Origin of the sequence: Gemmobacter nanjingensis (assembly GCF_014652195.1) — a bacterium.
GTDB lineage: Bacteria > Pseudomonadota > Alphaproteobacteria > Rhodobacterales > Rhodobacteraceae > Gemmobacter > Gemmobacter caeni.
Window position 1 is genome coordinate 43,475 of the sequence record NZ_BMYI01000001.1, and the last position, 16,694, is coordinate 60,168.

At 64.7% G+C, this 16,694-nt stretch carries 16 protein-coding genes; 9 read left to right on the top strand and 7 right to left on the bottom strand.

Annotated elements, in window-relative coordinates; translation table 11 throughout:
• Window positions 1–8: 8 nt before the first annotated feature.
• The 4 genes from IE126_RS00240 to IE126_RS00255 all read right to left on the bottom strand — a co-directional run bounded on the left by IE126_RS00240 (window position 9) and on the right by IE126_RS00255 (window position 5,946).
• A complete protein-coding gene (locus IE126_RS00240) occupies window positions 9–776 on the bottom strand; it encodes a DUF1684 domain-containing protein (protein ID WP_189379867.1) in 768 nt (255 codons plus the stop codon).
• Window positions 773–1,585, bottom strand: coding sequence for a glutamate racemase (murI, locus tag IE126_RS00245; RefSeq protein WP_189379868.1), 813 nt, complete (start codon window positions 1,583–1,585; stop codon window positions 773–775). Before murI ends, IE126_RS00240 begins: the two co-directional genes overlap by 4 nt.
• Window positions 1,536–2,492, bottom strand: coding sequence for a lysophospholipid acyltransferase family protein (locus IE126_RS00250; protein ID WP_189379869.1), 957 nt, complete (start codon window positions 2,490–2,492; stop codon window positions 1,536–1,538). Before IE126_RS00250 ends, murI begins: the two co-directional genes overlap by 50 nt.
• Window positions 2,493–2,553: 61 nt before the next feature.
• The gene (locus IE126_RS00255) at window positions 2,554–5,946 is read right to left on the bottom strand and encodes an indolepyruvate ferredoxin oxidoreductase family protein (RefSeq protein WP_189380319.1); all 3,393 of its coding nucleotides are present in this window, start codon (window positions 5,944–5,946) and stop codon (window positions 2,554–2,556) included.
• A gap of 174 nt (window positions 5,947–6,120) precedes the next feature.
• On the opposite strand from IE126_RS00255, the gene IE126_RS00260 reads away from it, so the two are divergent.
• The 7 genes from IE126_RS00260 (at window position 6,121) to IE126_RS00290 (ending at window position 12,535) form a co-directional block, all read left to right on the top strand.
• On the top strand, window positions 6,121–7,014 hold the full coding sequence (locus tag IE126_RS00260; protein ID WP_054303680.1) for a LysR family transcriptional regulator: 894 nt from the start codon (window positions 6,121–6,123) through the stop codon (window positions 7,012–7,014).
• A 261-nt stretch (window positions 7,015–7,275) separates the two neighbouring features.
• Entirely contained in the window at window positions 7,276–7,854 is a 579-nt protein-coding gene (locus IE126_RS00265; RefSeq protein WP_054303681.1) for a DUF6151 family protein, read from the top strand.
• Between the two features lie 68 nt (window positions 7,855–7,922).
• Complete coding sequence (purL, locus tag IE126_RS00270; protein WP_189379870.1) at window positions 7,923–10,085, top strand: phosphoribosylformylglycinamidine synthase subunit PurL; 2,163 nt, start codon at window positions 7,923–7,925, stop codon at window positions 10,083–10,085.
• Window positions 10,082–10,579, top strand: coding sequence for a GNAT family N-acetyltransferase (locus IE126_RS00275; RefSeq protein WP_189379871.1), 498 nt, complete (start codon window positions 10,082–10,084; stop codon window positions 10,577–10,579). The genes purL and IE126_RS00275 overlap by 4 nt, the downstream gene beginning before the upstream one ends.
• 29 nt (window positions 10,580–10,608) lie before the next feature.
• The gene (locus IE126_RS00280; protein WP_054303684.1) at window positions 10,609–10,851 is read left to right on the top strand and encodes a BolA/IbaG family iron-sulfur metabolism protein; all 243 of its coding nucleotides are present in this window, start codon (window positions 10,609–10,611) and stop codon (window positions 10,849–10,851) included.
• A 312-nt stretch (window positions 10,852–11,163) separates the two neighbouring features.
• On the top strand, window positions 11,164–11,523 hold the full coding sequence (gene grxD, locus IE126_RS00285; RefSeq protein WP_054303686.1) for a Grx4 family monothiol glutaredoxin: 360 nt from the start codon (window positions 11,164–11,166) through the stop codon (window positions 11,521–11,523).
• Window positions 11,524–11,599: 76 nt separating this feature from the next.
• Entirely contained in the window at window positions 11,600–12,535 is a 936-nt protein-coding gene (locus IE126_RS00290) for a hypothetical protein (RefSeq protein WP_189379872.1), read from the top strand.
• Window positions 12,536–12,538: 3 nt separating this feature from the next.
• On the opposite strand, the gene IE126_RS00295 is transcribed toward IE126_RS00290, so the two are convergent.
• Window positions 12,539–12,919 carry a cell division protein ZapA gene (locus IE126_RS00295; protein WP_108129476.1) on the bottom strand — a complete coding sequence of 127 codons (381 nt, stop codon included), beginning with the start codon at window positions 12,917–12,919 and terminating at the stop codon, window positions 12,539–12,541.
• The gene (locus tag IE126_RS00300) at window positions 12,912–13,457 is read right to left on the bottom strand and encodes a hypothetical protein (RefSeq protein ID WP_054303725.1); all 546 of its coding nucleotides are present in this window, start codon (window positions 13,455–13,457) and stop codon (window positions 12,912–12,914) included. Before IE126_RS00300 ends, IE126_RS00295 begins: the two co-directional genes overlap by 8 nt.
• A gap of 240 nt (window positions 13,458–13,697) precedes the next feature.
• Here IE126_RS00300 and tkt point away from each other — a divergent pair, with 240 nt between their 5' ends.
• Complete coding sequence (gene tkt / locus IE126_RS00305; protein WP_189379873.1) at window positions 13,698–15,713, top strand: transketolase; 2,016 nt, start codon at window positions 13,698–13,700, stop codon at window positions 15,711–15,713.
• A gap of 53 nt (window positions 15,714–15,766) precedes the next feature.
• Here the strand turns inward: tkt and IE126_RS00310 are convergent, their stop codons facing one another.
• On the bottom strand, window positions 15,767–16,231 hold the full coding sequence (locus IE126_RS00310; RefSeq protein ID WP_054303726.1) for an Lrp/AsnC family transcriptional regulator: 465 nt from the start codon (window positions 16,229–16,231) through the stop codon (window positions 15,767–15,769).
• A 143-nt stretch (window positions 16,232–16,374) separates the two neighbouring features.
• Between IE126_RS00310 and IE126_RS00315 the strand changes: the two genes are divergently transcribed.
• On the top strand, window positions 16,375–16,674 hold the full coding sequence (locus IE126_RS00315) for a DUF2849 domain-containing protein (RefSeq protein ID WP_054303689.1): 300 nt from the start codon (window positions 16,375–16,377) through the stop codon (window positions 16,672–16,674).
• Window positions 16,675–16,694 lie beyond the last annotated feature (20 nt).

A 16,694-nucleotide genomic window follows, 5' to 3' on the forward strand; every position in this document is an offset into this window, starting at 1 on the left:
GCAAGCGCTCAGTGGCCCTTGGGGGCACGTTCCCCGGCACGAATGGCGAAGGACAGCCGGTTCTCAGGTGGCGGCAGCGGGCAGATTGCGAATTCGGTATAGGCGCAGGGCGGGTTGAAGGCGCGGTTGAAGTCAAGCCAGACGCGGTTCCTCTCGACCTCGCCGATCAGAAACCGCGAGGCGCCATAGGTTTCACGCCCCGAGGTGGCATCGCGGATCACGAACATCGGCTTGCCGCCCTTCACATGGGTCGGAACAAGGCTGACCTTCTGCCCCTCATGGCCGAACCGCGCGACATGGGTCTGCGTCACCGCATCGCTGCGGCCTGCCACCATCTCGACCTGCCGGGTGATCGGCACCTCCAGCGCCAGCCAGTCGGCGGCGATCACCCAGGCCGGATCGAAGGGAAACCGCTCGATGCCAGCGAAGCCCGCGCGCGCCGGATGGTCGATCTGCCGCACGCGCAGTGCCGGGGCGCCCTCCACGATATGCAGTTCCAGCAAGAGCGGCGGCACCCGCAGCAGCGGGAAGCCCCCGGCGCCGGGCATGAAATCCTCCACACCGTCGACCGTTTCGAACCGCGCGGCCAGATCGGGCGCCAGTTCCAGCAGGCCCAGCCGCTCCGGCCCGACCGACAGGCGCAGGTCATTGCCGGCGCCGCTGCCCACTGTCCAGCGGCCGGGTTGCAATTCCAGCCGATCGGTCAGGTTCAGCCAGCCATCCTCGGCCACCAGCGCCGACAGCCGCGCCGCCTGCCAGTCGTCAAACGGCGTCATGCCGCCTCGAAAGCGATACGGCGGCGCAGGAATTGCGTCGCCTTGGAAGACACATTCGCCGGGTCACCTGTGGTCAGGAACTTCGACTCGGTGCCGGAGCCGATGAACTCCGGCCGCCGCGCCAGATAATCGGCAAGGCTTTCCGCCACCAGATTGGCCTGGCTGAACACCTTCACATCCGCCCCCAGAGCCTCCTGAAAGGCGTTCTGCATCAAGGGGTAATGGGTGCAACCCAGGATCGCCGCCTCGGGATGCGGCATCCGGCGCTTCAGCGCCTCGACATGACTGCGCACCAGTGCTTCGGCCAGAATCTCATCGCCCTGCTCAATGGCATCGACCACGCCGCCACAGGGCTGCGCTTCGACATCGACACCGATGGCGCGGAAGGCAAGTTCGCGCTGAAATGCGCGGCTGGCCACGGTGGCCGGGGTGGCGAACAGCGCCACATGTTTCACCGCAACCTCGCGCGGCGGGCTGTTATCGCCCCATTGCCGTTCGGTCAGCGCCTCGATCAGCGGAACAAACACCCCGAGCACCCGCTTGTCGGCGGGCAGCCATGTTTCCTGCATCCGTTTCAGCGCGGCGGCAGAGGCGGTGTTGCAGGCAAGGATCACCAGATCACATCCCTCGGCCCACAGCCTCTCGACCGCGGCACAGGTCAGGTTGAAGATGTCGTCATGCGTCCGCACCCCGTAAGGCGCATGGGCATTGTCGCCGAAATAGACAAAGGGAACCTCGGGCAGACGCCGGGCCACCGCATCAAGAACGGTCAGCCCCCCCAGCCCCGAATCGAACACGCCTACCGCCATCGCTGCCCTCCCCTTGCCGGGATTTGTATTTCGCCTCGAACTCGTAGCCATAAGCATACGAGTCGACCGGCCTCGGGGAAAGCTCATAGGTGGAACGGCGCAGGAAATCCATCATCCCGCGTGCGTCCGGGCCAAAGGTGGCAAGACGATCCGGCGGGATCGGCTGGCCGATAGCCACCCGCACCGGCCGGTCCATCCGGGCGCGGAACTCCTTGATCAGCAGCCCCAGCCGCAGCGTGTAATGCAGGTGGCTGGCGATCTGGAACAAGCGACTGTTCTCGCCCTCAAAGAACAGCGGCACCACTGTCGCGCCGCTGCGCTGGATCAGCTTTGCGGTAAAGTTGCGCCAGCCGGGGTCCATCGGTCGGGCGCGGAACGGAGTCGCGGCGGTCGAGACGGTGCCACCCGGAAAGATGCCGATGACCCCGCCGCCGGTCAGATAGTCCAGCGCCGTGCGTCGGGTTTGAAGGTTCAGCGCCACCGCTTCGGGGGTTTCGTCAAAGGAAATCGGCAGGATCACCCGCCGCAGATCGGGCGCTTTGACGAAAACCGAATTGGCGAGGATGCGGAAATCTCCGCGCAACGCATCCAGCAGATTGCCCATCATCAGCCCGTCAAGGATGCCATAAGGGTGATTGGCAATCATCACCAGCGGGCCGGAGCCCGGGACAGAGGTTAAAGAACCGGATGTAACCTCAAGCCGCAGACCAAATTTTTCGGGCATCACCTGCCAGAAGCTTTGCCCGGCGGCCATCGCCGCCTCATATCCGGCCGCGCGGGCGATCACGCGCGGCCGTCCGGTCGCGTTTTCCAGAAGCCGGATCAGCGCCCGCCCGCCCCGCGACCGCGCGGCCGAGGCATAGGAGATATCGCGGCTGACATTCCGCTGTGCTTCGACCAGACTCATGCGCGTTCCCTTTCTGTCGTCGCCACAGGCAAACGACAGAAAGGTTACAACGCGATGACGCTCAGGCCGCCAGACGCGGCGCGCTGTCACCACCCGCACGAATTTGCGCGATCAGATCGGCCCGCCGTCTGGACGCCTTTTCGGCGTTGGCCGTCTTCACCGGACCATAGCCGCGAATCGTCAGCGGCAGCTCCAGCAACTCACGCAGCAGAGGTTCCGTCGCGGGGGTGCACAGGGGCAGAAGCGCCGCCATGTCGCCCTCGTATTCCGCGATCAGCGCGCGTTCCATACGGCGTTCGGGGTGGCGGCCGAACGGATCGAGGGCGGTGCCGCGCAGACCCTTCATCCGGGCGAGCAAGCGGAACAGCGGCAGAACCCAGGGGCCGAAGGCGCGTTTCTTCGGTCGGCCATCCGCCCCGGTTCCGCCAAGAATCGGCGGCGCGAGGTGGAAGGTCGGGCGCAAGGTGCCCTCAAGCTGCTCCCGCGCCTTCGCCATCGTTTTCAGATGCAGCCGCGCGACTTCGTATTCGTCCTTATATGCCAATAGCTTGTGATAGCCTTTTGCCACAGAGTCGCGCAGGCTTTCCGGCGCCGCCGCCACCGCCGCCAGATAGCGCGCGGCCAGCTTGTCATCCTGCCAGGCGCGCAGATGATCGGCGCGGAAGGCAACGGGATCGACCTGCGGTTTCGCCTCGGGCACCAGCAACGCGGCGGCCTCCTGCGGTTTCTCGGCCGCCCAGCGGCCAAGGTCAAAGGCGCGCAGATTGGCCTCCACCCCCGCGCCGTTCAGCCGCACCGCCTCGCGCAGCGCCGCCAGCGTCAGCGGCACAAGCCCCGCCTGCCAGGCCATACCCAAGAGCACCATGTTGGAAAAGATCGAATCCCCCAGCGCCACGCGCGCCAGTTCGGTCGTGTCGATGAACCGCACCGCCTGTTGCAGCCGCGCCTGAAGGGCGACGCGCAAATCCTCTTGTGGAATACGGAATTCGGTGTTGCGGGTGAACTCGCCGGTCACGATCTCATGGTCGTTGACCACGGCCTTCGTGCGCCCCGTGGTCATCAGGCCCAGCGTCTTGGCCCCCGCCGTCACCACCAGATCCCCGCCGATCACCGCATCGGCCTCGCCCACCGCCACGCGGATCGCCGAAATGTCAGCAGGCTTTTCCGCGATACGGCAATGGATATGCACGGCGCCGCCCTTCTGCGCGAGGCCCGCCATCTCCATCATGCCCGCGCCCTTGCCGTCGATATGCGCGGCCATGGCAAGAATGGCGCCAATGGTCACCACTCCGGTGCCGCCGACGCCGGTGATGACAATGTTATGCGTGCCGTTGATAACGGGCAGCACGGGTTCCGGCAGATCTGGCAGGTCCAGCGCCTTCGCAGCCGCCTTGCGCGGCTTTGCACCCGCCAGCGTCACGAAGGACGGGCAGAAGCCGTTGAGACAGGAAAAGTCCTTGTTGCAGGACGACTGGTCAATCGCGCGCTTGCGGCCCAGTTCGGTTTCCACCGGCACCACGGAAACACAGTTCGACTGCACGCCGCAATCACCACAGCCCTCACAGACATCGGTGTTTATGAACACCCGTTTATCAATCTCGGGGAAACTGCCCTTCTTGCGCCGCCGCCGTTTTTCGGCTGCACAGGTCTGCACATACAGCAGCACCGAAACACCCGGCACCGTGGCAAGATGCTTCTGTACGGTTTCCATCTCGTCGCGCGTATGGCGCGCGATTCCGGCAGGAAACTTCGACAGATCAAGGTCTTCCTTGGGGTCATAAACCAGCGCCAGCTCCTTGACGCCCATCGCCAGCACTTCACGCGCGATGCGGTCGGGGGTCAGGCCGCCCTCGTTGAACTGCCCGCCGGTCATGGCGACAGCATCGTTGAACAGGATCTTGTAGGTGATATTGGTGCCCGAGGCCAAAGCAGCCCGGATCGCCTGAACACCTGAATGGTTATAGGTGCCGTCGCCAAGATTCTGGAACACATGTTCACGTTTGGAGAACGGCGCCTCGCCGATCCAGTTGGCCCCCTCGCCGCCCATATGGGTAAAGCCCTGGGTAGAGCGGTCCATCCATTGCACCATATAGTGACAGCCGATCCCGGCATAGGCGCGGCTGCCTTCGGGCACCTTGGTCGAGGAATTATGCGGGCAGCCCGAGCAGAAATACGGCAGACGCGCCGCAAGATCGCGGGCATTGTCCGCACGTCGCGCCTCGGAAATCCGGGCCAGCCCGGCCTTCACTGCCTCAGTCCCGCGCCCTTCTTCAATCAGGATGCCGCCGATCTTTTCCGCAATATGCAGCGGGTCCAGCGCGAAGCGGGTCGGGAACAGTTCTTCATGCGTGCGATCGTGTTTCCAGCCCAGCACCCGGCGACCGCGACGATCGTCGAAGATCGCCTCTTTCACCTGCACCTCGATCAGCTTGCGCTTTTCCTCGACGACGACAATGACCTCCAGCCCCTCGGCCCAGTCGTGGAAGCCCTTCATGTCCAGCGGGAATGTCTGCCCAACCTTGTAGGTGGTGACGCCCAGACGCTCGGCCTCATTCGCGTCGAGGCCCAGCAGGCTCATGGCATGGGTCAGGTCGAGCCAGTTCTTGCCCGCCGCGACGAAACCGATCCGGGCGCCGGGCTTGCCCCACATGCGCTTGTCCATGCCGTTGGCATGCGAAAACGCCTCGGCGGCGAAGCGCTTGAAGTCGATCATCCGCGCTTCCTGCGCGACAGGCGTATCGCCCAGACGAATGTTCAGCCCGCCCTGCGGCATGCGGAAATCGGGGGTGACAAAGCTCAGGCGGAACGGGTCACCATCGACCACCGCCGTCGCCTCCACCGTGTCCTTCATGGTTTTCAGGCCGACCCAGAGCCCGGAAAACCGGCTCAGCGCCCAGCCGTAAAGCCCGTAATCCAGCACCTCCTGCACGCCTGCGGGGCTGACAACGGGCATATAGGCATCGACCATCGCCCAGTCGGACTGGTGCAGCACGGTAGAGCTTTCGCCGGTGTGATCGTCCCCCATCGCCATCAGCACCCCGCCGAAGCGGCTGGTCCCGGCCATATTGGCGTGGCGCATTACGTCGCCGGTGCGATCCACCCCCGGTCCCTTGCCATACCACAGGGCAAAGACGCCATCATGCTTGCCCTCGCCCCGCAGTTCGGCCTGCTGGCTGCCCCAGATCGCGGTCGCTGCCAGATCCTCGTTCAGCCCCGGCTGGAACAGGGTCTGCGCCGCCTCCAGCTCGCGCTTTGCCTTGCTCATGGTCAGGTCGACCGCCCCAAGCGGCGAGCCGCGATAGCCGGTACAATAGCCGGCGGTATTCAGCCCGGCCGCCCGGTCCCGCGCCGCCTGCATCAGCATCACGCGCACAAGGGCCTGCGTCCCGTTCAGCAGGACCGGAGATTTCGTCATGTCATACCTGTCGGCCAGCGACACATCCTTGCGGATCACATTCTGCACGCCCATTGTGCACCTCCCTTGCAAAACGGTCATATCCGCCATGATAGGTCAAAAATGCTGACCTACAAAGCGGGAATTTCCGCCGGTTTGCCGTTTACAGGCACAAAAGCGTGACTATTTACCTGCGGAAATGTTAGCGGTGCAAAAAACAAGAAGAGTTTCACGATGGACTGGGACAAGCTCAGAATCTTTCACGCGGTTGCCGATGCGGGCAGCCTGACCCATGCGGGGGATACCCTGCATCTGAGCCAGTCTGCCGTCTCGCGGCAGATCAGGGCGCTGGAGGAAAGCCTCAATGTCACCCTGTTCCACCGCCACGCGCGGGGGCTGATTCTCACTGAACAGGGGGAATTGCTGTTCGACGCCACCACCGCGATGGTCAAACGGCTGGAAGCCACCGCCGCCCGCATCCGCGACAGCGAGGATGAGGTCTTTGGCGAATTGCGCGTCACCACCACCACGGGCTTCGGCACGCTGTGGCTGGCGCCGCGTCTGGTGAAGCTTTACCGCAAATATCCGGCGCTGAAGATCGACCTCATGCTGGAAGAGCGTGTGCTGGACCTGCCGATGCGGGAGGCCGATGTGGCGATCCGCATGAAAGAACCGAGCCAGGCCGATCTGATCCGCCGCCGGTTGATGAACATTCGCATGCGGCTCTACGCTTCGCCTGAATATCTGGCCGAACATGGCACGCCCTCGACCATGGCGGATTTCAGCGCCCATCGCCTGATCTGCCAGCACGCGGGCACGTCGCAGGTGGCAGCGGGCGCCGCGCTGGTCGCGCAACTGATGAGCTATGACATCCCGTCGACCTTCACGGTGAACAACTACTTCGGCGTGCTGCAAGGGGTGCTCAGCCATATCGGCATCGGCGTCCTGCCTGACTACATCACCGAAGATTTTCCGCATCTGGTACGGGTGCTGCCGGATGTCGATTCAAACGAGGTTCCGGTATTCCTCGCCTACCCCGAGGAGCTGCGGCATTCGAAGCGGGTTTCCGCCTTCCGGGATTTCGTGACCGAAGAGATCCAGCTTTTTCGTAAAACGCACCAAAATTAAGCACTTGCGAGGCATGTTTGGCCAGCCATGCAGCGAGCGCATGACGGCCATGCTGCACCTGCGGCATGATTGCCCTTGATCCGTGCGATCTGCCCACATAAATGGCGTCTTGAAGACGGCAATCGAGTTTCTCTCTTGTCGGCTTCATACCTCCCTGTTGGACTTGGGCCGAGCTTCTGCTCGGCCTTTTTTTTGCTCTGCCGATTATTCGGGCGGTTGCCTGCGGAATATGGCAGGCTCTCCCGCATGACGGAGGCACACATGACCAATCCCCGACAATTCCTTTGCACCTGCGGCACGATGCAGTGGGAAATCGCACCAACCGCCCCCGGCACGCATGTTGAATGCTACTGCGCCGATTGCCAGAGCTTTGTGCGCCACCTGAAGGCCGATGCAATCTGGCTGGATGCCCGGGGCGGCACCGAGATTTTCCAGACCCTGCCGCAGCACATCCGTTTCACCGCCGGATATGACCGGCTGGCGGCCCTGCGTCTGGGGCCGAAGGGGCTGATGCGCTGGTATGCGGGCTGCTGCGGTGCGCCCATCGGCAATTCGCTGCCGCATATGGGCCTGCCGTTCTTCGCGGCGATCCTGAAACCCGGTCAGGCGGGGTTCGGCCCGGTGACCTGCCATGCCAATACGGCTGCCGCACACAGCCCGGTGAAACCGAACGGCACATTCGGCGCCATCCTCGGCCTGCTGGCCCGCGCGCTTCCCGCGAAGATCACCGGAAGCTGGCGACAGAACCCGTTCTTTCGCGACAGCCGCACGCCCGCAGTGCGGCCTGAAATCCTCACCCGGGACCAGCGCAATGCCGCAAGGCCGCCCTCAGGCCGGTAACGGGCCTTTCCTCGGGCCGCGCCTTCCCCTAAAGAAGCCCGCATCACGCATCACGACAGGGCGCCGCCATGCAAGAACCAGCCATCTCTCCCGAGCTGATCGCCTCGCACGGGATCAAGCCCGACGAATACCAGCGCATCCTCGAAATCATCGGCCGCGAGCCGACCTTCACAGAGCTGGGTATCTTCTCGGCCATGTGGAATGAGCATTGCTCTTACAAATCGTCGAAGAAATGGCTGCGCACCCTGCCGACGACCGGCCCGCAGGTCATCTGCGGTCCCGGTGAAAATGCGGGCGTGGTGGATATCGGCGACGGTCAGGCCGTCATCTTCAAGATGGAAAGCCATAACCACCCGTCCTACATCGAGCCGCATCAGGGCGCGGCCACCGGCGTCGGCGGCATCCTGCGCGATGTGTTCACCATGGGTGCCCGCCCCATCGCCGCGATGAACGCGCTGAGCTTCGGCCTGCCCTCGCATCCGAAAACCGCGCATCTGGTGAAGGGTGTGGTTGAAGGGATCGGTGGTTACGGCAATGCCTTCGGCGTGCCCACCGTCGGCGGCGAGGTGCGGTTCCACCGCGCCTACAACGGCAACTGCCTTGTGAACGCCTTCGCCGCCGGCCTCGCCGATGCGGATGCGATCTTCTATTCGGCGGCCTCGGGCGTCGGCATGCCGGTGGTCTATCTTGGTGCCAAGACCGGCCGCGACGGCGTGGGCGGTGCCACCATGGCCTCGGCCGAATTCGACGAGACCATCGAGGAAAAACGCCCCACCGTGCAGGTCGGCGACCCCTTCACCGAAAAGCGCCTGCTGGAAGCCTGCCTTGAGTTGATGCAAACCGGCGCCGTGATTTCCATTCAGGATATGGGCGCGGCGGGTCTGACCTGTTCGGCGGTGGAGATGGGCGACAAGGGCGGTCTGGGCATCCGGCTGAACCTCGACCATGTGCCGCAGCGCGAAGCGGCGATGACCGCCTATGAGATGATGCTGTCGGAAAGCCAGGAGCGGATGCTCATGGTCTTGAAGCCGGAAAAAGAGGCGGTGGCCCGCGCGATCTTCGAAAAATGGGATCTGGATTTCGCCATCGTGGGCGAGACGATCCCGGAAGACCGCTTCCTCATCCTGCACGGCAACGAGGTCAAGGCCGATCTGCCGCTGTCGAAACTGTCGTCCAGCGCGCCGGAATATGACCGTCCGTGGGTGGAAACCCCGACCGCTGCCGCGCTTGGCGATGTGCCCGCCATCGGTGCCATTGACGCGCTGCGTGCGCTGATCGGCAGCCCGACCTATGCCCATAAGGGCTGGGTGTGGGAACAATATGACAGCCAGGTCGGCGCCGATACCGTTGTCCGCCCCGGCATGGCAGCGGGCGTGGTGCGGGTGCATGGCACGGCCAAGGCGCTGGCTTTCACCAGCGACGTGACGCCGCGCTATGTGAAGGCGAACCCGTTCGAGGGTGGCAAGCAGGCGGTGGCCGAGGCCTACCGCAACCTGACCGCCGTGGGCGCCCTGCCGCTGGCCACCACCGACAACCTGAATTTCGGCAACCCCGAAAAGCCCGAGATCATGGGCCAGTTCGTCGGCGCCATCAAAGGTATCGGCGCGGCTGTGGCAGCGCTGGAAATGCCCATCGTTTCGGGCAACGTCTCGCTTTACAATGAAACCGATGGCCAGCCGATCCTGCCGACGCCGACCATCGGCGCCGTGGGCCTTCTGGCCTCGCTGGATGACCTGATCGCGGGCCGCCCCGCCGATGGCGATGTTGCGCTGGTGATCGGGGAAACCTTCGGCCATCTGGGCCAGTCCGCCCTGCTGGCCGAGGCCTTCGGGATCGAGGCGGGCGATGCGCCGCATGTCGATCTGGAAGCCGAAAAGCGCCATGGCGATTTCCTGCGCGCCAACCGCAAGGCGCTGCGCGCCGCGACAGACCTTGGCGACGGTGGCCTTGCACTCGCGGCCTTTGAAATGGCTGAAGGGGCGGGACTTGGCGTGGCACTGGACGCAAGCGACATTCCGACGCTGTTCGGTGAAGATCAGGCCCGCTATCTGGTGGCCGCATCCGAGGAAGGCGCCGCCGCGCTGGAAGCTGCCGCGCTGACCACGGGCGTTCCGGTCCTGCGCGTCGGTCGTTTTGGCGGCGATACCGTCCACTTTGGCGCAGACAGCGCCGCTCTGGCCGATCTTTCGGCGCTGTATCGCGGTGCCTTCGCCGCGGCCATCGAAGGATGATCCGTGTCGCGCAGCCTTTGGACGCGGAATTCATCCGCGCCCTCTGGCTGCGCGCTGACAATCGCGTCTTCCTCGATCCCCCCGCCGAGGGCCAGATCGAGGAAGCGATTGCCGTTGGCGACCTGCTGCTCTGGCTCGATGCGACCGAACCCGTGGGCTTTGCACTGATTGTCGAATGGCTGCCCCGTGTGCTGGGACTGCGCGAATTTGCCGTGAGCCGCCCGGGCCTTGGCCGCCCCTTCCTGGAGGCGCTGATGACAGAGGTCTTCACCAGACGCCAGGCGCATCGGCTGGGCCTTGACTGCACCGCCGACAACAGCCGCGCCCTGCGATTCTTCGAAAGCGCAGGGTTTCAGCGCGAGGGCGTCTGGCGCGAATGCTGGCAGCGCCCCAGCGGGGACTGGGTGGATTGTGTCTTTATGTCCATGCTGGAACGCGAATGGCAGACACGCGGCCCATGGCCACCGCTTGCAGCCCCCGTCCGCTCGTCCTAGATTGGACGGGAAGGACAGGAGACACCCACATGCCCATGGAAGGCAAGGACATCGAGGCGCTGATCCGGGAATCTTTTCCCGATGCGCAGATCACCATTACCGACCTCGCCGGAGACGGCAATCACTGGGCGGCCGAGGTGGTGGACGCCAGCTTCAAGGGCATGAACCGCGTGCAACAGCAGCGCGCCGTCTATGCCAGCCTGAAAGGCAAGATGGACGGGGCGCATGGCGAATTGCATGCCCTCGCCCTGACCACCAAGGCGCCGGAGTAACAGGCGTGACGCCGAAACTCTGGTTTCTGGCGGTTCTGCTCGGGATCGTGGCGCTGGTCTGGCTGTCCCAGATGCGGCGGCGGGGCAGATACCGGCCCCTCGCTCCCCGCGAGGAACCGAAAGTTCCAGACCACAAGCCAGAGCTTGGGACAGAGGCGATAGACCACGCAAGTTTCGCGGCAGCCATGGCCCGGAACGACGCACTCACCCGGAGAGCGAACCACATCCAGCGCAGGATGCTTCGCCGGATCAGACAGACAGATTAACGCTTGAGACCGGGGCAAGGCCCCAGCGATGCAAAGGAACCGCAAGATGAGCGCGCAGGACCAGATCCGCGAGACGATCACCAAAAACGACGTGGTGCTGTTCATGAAGGGCACCAAGATGATGCCGCAATGCGGGTTCTCGTCCCGTGTGGCGGGTATCCTGAATTACATGGGCGTGGATTTCGCCGATGTGAATGTGCTGGCCGATGCCGAGATCCGTCAGGGCATCAAGGATTTCTCCGACTGGCCGACCATTCCGCAGCTTTATGTGAAGGGCGAATTCGTCGGCGGCTGCGACATCGTGACCGAAATGACCATTTCGGGCGAACTCGACACGCTGCTGGAATCGAATGGCATCGGCTTCAACAAGGAAGCCGCCGACAAGATCCGCGAGGCGAATGCCTGAGGCGCATTTTGCGTTGACCTTCAGGTCAAAGCCCTGACCCCTGTCCGCAGTGATTGCAGACAGGGTTTTTCATTTCATGGGGATCGAAGCGATTCTGGCGGCCATTGCCGCAGGCTCGGCGCTGCTGTTTCTGGCCTTCGCCCGGCTCAGCTGGAAATGGACGGTGGCGGCGGCGGGCGCCGCACTGTGGCTGGTGGTGGCCCTGGTGATGACCGGAAACCGGACCGATGTGTTCGAGCCGAACCTTGCCGCCGCCGCTGCGCTGGCCCTGCCGCTGGGGCTGGGGCACCTGCTGCTGCGGCTGGTCTATCCGAAACCGAAGGGGCGTGACCGCGCGCTGGCGGTGCCGGTCCTCTCGGCTCTGGTGCTGGGGGTCGCGCTGATCGCGGCGGGAAGTCTGTGGCGCACGGCTGACTGGTGGCTGGGCCTGACCGATGCCCCGGTTGCGCGCAGCACCGCGGATATCCTGGCCCTGCTGGAAGGCCCGCGCGGCGCCTATGTGAACGGCTTTCTGCTGGAGGGGCGTGTGGCGCCTCTGCCCGCGCCCGGAATGGCTGCGGCGGAGGTTATCCGCCTGCCCTGCAATGCCCGTTCGGGTGCCGTGCCCCCCGGGAACAGCAACGTCAAGTCCCGGCTGCCCGGCCTTGTGCACCTTGAACTGACTGATGGTCCAAGCGCGCTGCTGCACCTGCCCGCGAAATCCCGCGATTACGGCGACCTGCCACCGCTGGAGGACGGGTTCGGCGGCTGCGGGCTCAGGGGCGGTATGCTGGCGACGATCTGGTATGAACAGCCGGGTCGCGCCATCAGCAACGGCGCCACGGTGGCCTCTGCCATCGGACCCAGGCTTGTCGAGGCGGGAACCGCCGCCGAATTCAGGGCGCAGGCCCTGCCGCAAATGCAGGTTCTCGCGCGCGCCTTCGTCGCTCTTGCAGCGGCAGGCGCGGCGCTGGCGCTGGTTCAGGCCGTTCTGGCGGTGCCGCACTGGCGGCGGCTGCGGCGGGTGGGCTGACCCTCAGCCCACAGCCGGGGCGTTTTCGTCCAGCTTCTGCGCCAGCGCCTCGGCCCGCGCAGCAATCTCGGCCAGCGTTTCCTCGACCTGCGGCGGGATCACCGGCACCTCGATCCGCTGCGGCTCGGGCGCGGGGCGGGCCTCAAGCTCGGCCAGACGAGACTTCAGGGCGCGCATCTCGTCTTCCAGCGCGGCGGTCTTGTCAGCGAGCATCAGCCCGGCCATCAGCAGCATCCGCCCTTCCGGCAGACGCCCCATCTGCGCCACCAGCGGCTGCGCCTCGGCATCCAGCATAGCGGCGGCCGAACGCAGGAAATGTTCTTCGCCCGCCTGACAGGCCACGGCGAAGCTGCGGCCTGCGATGGTAATATCAATCTCAGGCATCCGTGGCCTCCTTCGTGTCTTCGGCGCTGGCCGCCTCGTCCCCGGCGGCGGCGCGCACGATGGGCCCGATCTCCGACAGGATTTCGGCCAGCTCTGCCGCCTCTGCCGCACGTTCCGACCGAAGCGATTCCAGCTCGGCCAGCATGGCCTTGTTGATCAGATGCGCCTCGACACGCTCCTGCGCCTCTTCCCGCAGCATCCGCAGCGCCTCGCGCAGCTGGATCATGTTCTTCTTCATGCGCTGCGCTTCCAGCCCCTGCGCATCCAGTTGCCGGGTCAGTTCCGCGACCCGTTGTTCCAGTGCCGCACCGGCCTTGTTGTCGCGCGCCTTCACGGCCCGCAGGCGGGCAGTGAGTTGTGCATTGGTGGTGCGTTCGGCTTCAAGCTGTTCGCGCAGGCGGGCAAGCTCTTCCGTATCCGGCCCGGCCCCGGTGGCGGCGGTGGGTTCGGCGGGCGTGGCACCCAGCCTGTCGATCCCCGCCCCGATCCGTGTCAGCGCCGCGGAAATGCGCCGCTCCAGCTCTGCCAAATCGTTCATGTCATCCTGCCCTTGCTTGCCGTCTGTGCCGAGACGGGTGCATTTGCACGAATCGCCCCGGCGCGTCGTTTCATTCGATCTTAGCGCAAACATCGCCGGGAATGTGCCCCCAAAACGGCAGATCCTTATCCGCCAAGCACTTGCGGACAAAAGCCCGCCCATGCGCCTTGCGAAGCTTGATCTTGCCCGCCGGGCTGATATGGACCGAAGCGAACCGACGCAACAACGAGGATCCTCGCCGTGGATATTGCGAGCCTGCGCGCCCAGCACCCCGACCACTGGAAGAAAGCCTGCGCCATCCGGGTGCTGACGCTCGATGCGGTGGCGGCCGCCAATTCCGGCCATTCCGGCATGCCGATGGGCATGGCCGATGTGGCGACGGTGCTGTTCGAAAAACACCTGAACTTCGACCCGACCGATCCGAAATGGCCCAACCGTGACCGTTTCATCCTGTCGGCGGGCCATGGCTCCATGCTGATCTACAGCCTGCTGCACCTGACGGGCTACAAGCAGGCCAGCCTTGAAGAACTCAAGAACTTCCGCCAATGGGGCGCCCGCACGGCGGGCCACCCTGAATTCGGCCATATGGAAGGGGTGGAAACCACCACCGGCCCGCTGGGTCAGGGCATCTCGAATGCCGTGGGCTTCGCGATGGCCGAGGAAAGCCTGCGCGCCCGCTGGGGCGCCAAGGTGATGGATCACTACACCTATGTCATCGCGGGCGACGGCTGCCTGATGGAAGGTGTGAGCCAGGAAGCCATCGGCATCGCAGGCAAACATCAGCTGTCGCGCCTGATCGTGCTGTGGGATGACAATGGCATCACCATCGACGGCAAGGTCGAGCTGTCGGATGTGACCGACCAGAAGGCACGCTTTGCCGCCTCGGGCTGGGATGTGTTCGAATGTGACGGCCATGATCCGGTGGAAATCGACGCGGCACTGGACAAGGCCAAGCGCTCGCCCCGCCCGGCGATGATCGCCTGCAAGACGCATATCGCGCTGGGGTCGTCGGCGCAGGACACGTCGAAAGGCCATGGCGCGCTGACCGACAAGCAGCTGATCGCCGATACCCGCGCCGCCTATGGATGGGAGCATGGCCCGTTCGAGATCCCGGCCGATGTGAAATCGGCATGGGAGGCCATCGGTGCCCGTGGCGCGGCCACCCGCGCCGCCTGGGCTGAGCGTTTGGCCGCGCTGCCGCAGGGCAAGCAGGCCGAATTCGCCCGCATCTTCGCAGGCGATCCGGCGCCGAAGCTGGTGTCGGCCATCCGTGGCGTGAAGAAAGCCGCTGTCGAGACGCCGAAGAAGATGGCGACCCGCTCCGCCTCGGAAGTGGTGCTGGCGGCGGTGAACCCGATCGCGCAGGAAACCATCGGCGGTTCGGCAGACCTGACCGGGTCGAACAACACCAAGACCGCCGATCTGGGTGTGTTCGATCCGACGAACCGCAAGGGTCGTTACGTCTACTGGGGCATCCGCGAACACGGCATGGCGGCGGCGATGAACGGCATGGCGCTGCATGGCGGCGTGCGGCCCTATTCGGGCACCTTCATGGCCTTCACCGACTATGCCCGCCCCTCGATGCGTCTGTCGGCGCTGATGGGCATTCCGGTGGTCTATGTGATGACGCATGACTCCATTGGTCTGGGTGAGGATGGTCCGACCCACCAGCCGGTCGAGCATCTGGCGATTTCGCGCGCCACGCCGAACACCTGGGTGTTCCGCCCGGCCGATCTGGTCGAGGTGGCTGAGGCCTGGGAACTGGCGCTGTCGTCGAAAACCACGCCGAGCGTGATGGCGCTCAGCCGTCAGGGTCTGGCCCCGGTGCGCACCACGCACACCAACCAGAACCTGTCGGCGCGCGGTGCTTATGTGCTGGCAGAGGCGACGGGCAAGCGTCAGGTCATCCTGATCGCCACCGGGTCCGAGGTCGAAATCGCCTTGCAGGCCCGTGCCGCGCTGGAGGCCGAGGGCATCGGCACCCGCGTCGTCTCCATGCCCTGCATGGAACTGTTCGCCGCGCAGGACGAGGCCTATCGCAAGAAGGTGCTCCCCGCCGGTCCGGTGCGTGTCGCCGTCGAGGCAGGCGTGCGTCAGGGCTGGGACCGCTGGCTTCTGGGCGAGCGCGGTAAAGAGGCCAAGGCGGCTTTCGTCGGCATGTCCTCCTTCGGCGCCTCGGCCCCGGCAGAGCGGCTGTATCAGGAATTCGGCATCACCGCCGACAATGCCGTGGCACAGGCCAAGGCCCTGCTCTGATCCCGGCTTGAAATCGCGGAACGGCGGCCCCATGCAGGGCCGCCGTTTGCATTTCAGCCCAGCGGCAGCGCCGTGGTTGCCTTGATTTCCTCCATCGACAGCAGCGCCGTGACGTTGTGGATTTTCACCTGCGAAATCAGCGCCTGATAGAAGGTGTCATAGGCCCGCGCGTTCTTTACCCGGACCTTCAGGATATAGTCGATGTCGCCGGCCAGCCGGTGCGCCTCCAGCACTTCGGGGCGTTCGCGCAGGGTTTGCAGGAAGCGGCGCTGCCAGTCGGCCTCGTGCTCCGAGGTGCGGATCAGCACGAAGAAACAGGCCTCCAGCCCCAGCGCCTCGGGGTCCAGCAGCGCGGCCTGCCGGGTGATCACCCCGGTCTCTTTCATCTTGCGGATGCGATTCCACACCGGGGTCTTGGAAGACCCCACCTTTCGGGCGATTTCATCCAGCGATTGCTCGGCATCTTCCTGCAGTTCCGCAAGAATTTTCCTGTCCATCTCGTCCAGCCGGGCCGACATTCCCTGTTCCTCCTGTTTCGTGGAACCCCGTCCCACATCGCCGCCCATACGGAACGGATTTCCTTATCTATCCGCCCATATGGCGCGAAACTAGGAAAATATCCTATATTGCAATGCAGAAACCGCAAGTGCCGGAGGATCGAATGGCCCGCTTCACCCCGAAAGTCGTGACCGCCAATGCGCTGATCGAGGGCGACGTGATCTATCTCACCGCCGACGACCGCTGGACCCGCCTGCATCACGAGGCGGAACTGATCGAGGACGAAGCCCATGCGCAGCTGCGCCTGCTGCATGCCATGGCGCAGAAATCCGTTGCTGTAGGGGCCTATCTGGCCGATGCCAAGGCAGGCCCGAATGGCCCGGAACCCACCCATTTCCGCGAGGTGTTCCGCACCCGTGGCCCGTCCAACTACTTCCTCGGCAAGCAGGCCGAACTCGTCTGACCGCAGCCAGCCAGCCCCGG

Coding starts and splice junctions, on each gene's coding strand:
- IE126_RS00290 (WP_189379872.1), top strand. CDS start 11,600: ATGGGGATCGAAGCGATTCTGGCGGCCATTGCCGCAGGCTCGGCGCTG.
- IE126_RS00315 (WP_054303689.1), top strand. CDS start 16,375: ATGGCCCGCTTCACCCCGAAAGTCGTGACCGCCAATGCGCTGATCGAG.
- IE126_RS00260 (WP_054303680.1), top strand. CDS start 6,121: ATGGACTGGGACAAGCTCAGAATCTTTCACGCGGTTGCCGATGCGGGC.
- IE126_RS00300 (WP_054303725.1), bottom strand. CDS start 13,457: ATGAACGATTTGGCAGAGCTGGAGCGGCGCATTTCCGCGGCGCTGACA.
- IE126_RS00265 (WP_054303681.1), top strand. CDS start 7,276: ATGACCAATCCCCGACAATTCCTTTGCACCTGCGGCACGATGCAGTGG.
- grxD (WP_054303686.1), top strand. CDS start 11,164: ATGAGCGCGCAGGACCAGATCCGCGAGACGATCACCAAAAACGACGTG.
- IE126_RS00280 (WP_054303684.1), top strand. CDS start 10,609: ATGCCCATGGAAGGCAAGGACATCGAGGCGCTGATCCGGGAATCTTTT.
- IE126_RS00250 (WP_189379869.1), bottom strand. CDS start 2,492: ATGAGTCTGGTCGAAGCACAGCGGAATGTCAGCCGCGATATCTCCTAT.
- IE126_RS00310 (WP_054303726.1), bottom strand. CDS start 16,231: ATGTCGGCCCGGCTGGACGAGATGGACAGGAAAATTCTTGCGGAACTG.
- IE126_RS00295 (WP_108129476.1), bottom strand. CDS start 12,919: ATGCCTGAGATTGATATTACCATCGCAGGCCGCAGCTTCGCCGTGGCC.
- murI (WP_189379868.1), bottom strand. CDS start 1,585: ATGGCGGTAGGCGTGTTCGATTCGGGGCTGGGGGGGCTGACCGTTCTT.
- purL (WP_189379870.1), top strand. CDS start 7,923: ATGCAAGAACCAGCCATCTCTCCCGAGCTGATCGCCTCGCACGGGATC.
- IE126_RS00240 (WP_189379867.1), bottom strand. CDS start 776: ATGACGCCGTTTGACGACTGGCAGGCGGCGCGGCTGTCGGCGCTGGTG.
- IE126_RS00275 (WP_189379871.1), top strand. CDS start 10,082: ATGATCCGTGTCGCGCAGCCTTTGGACGCGGAATTCATCCGCGCCCTC.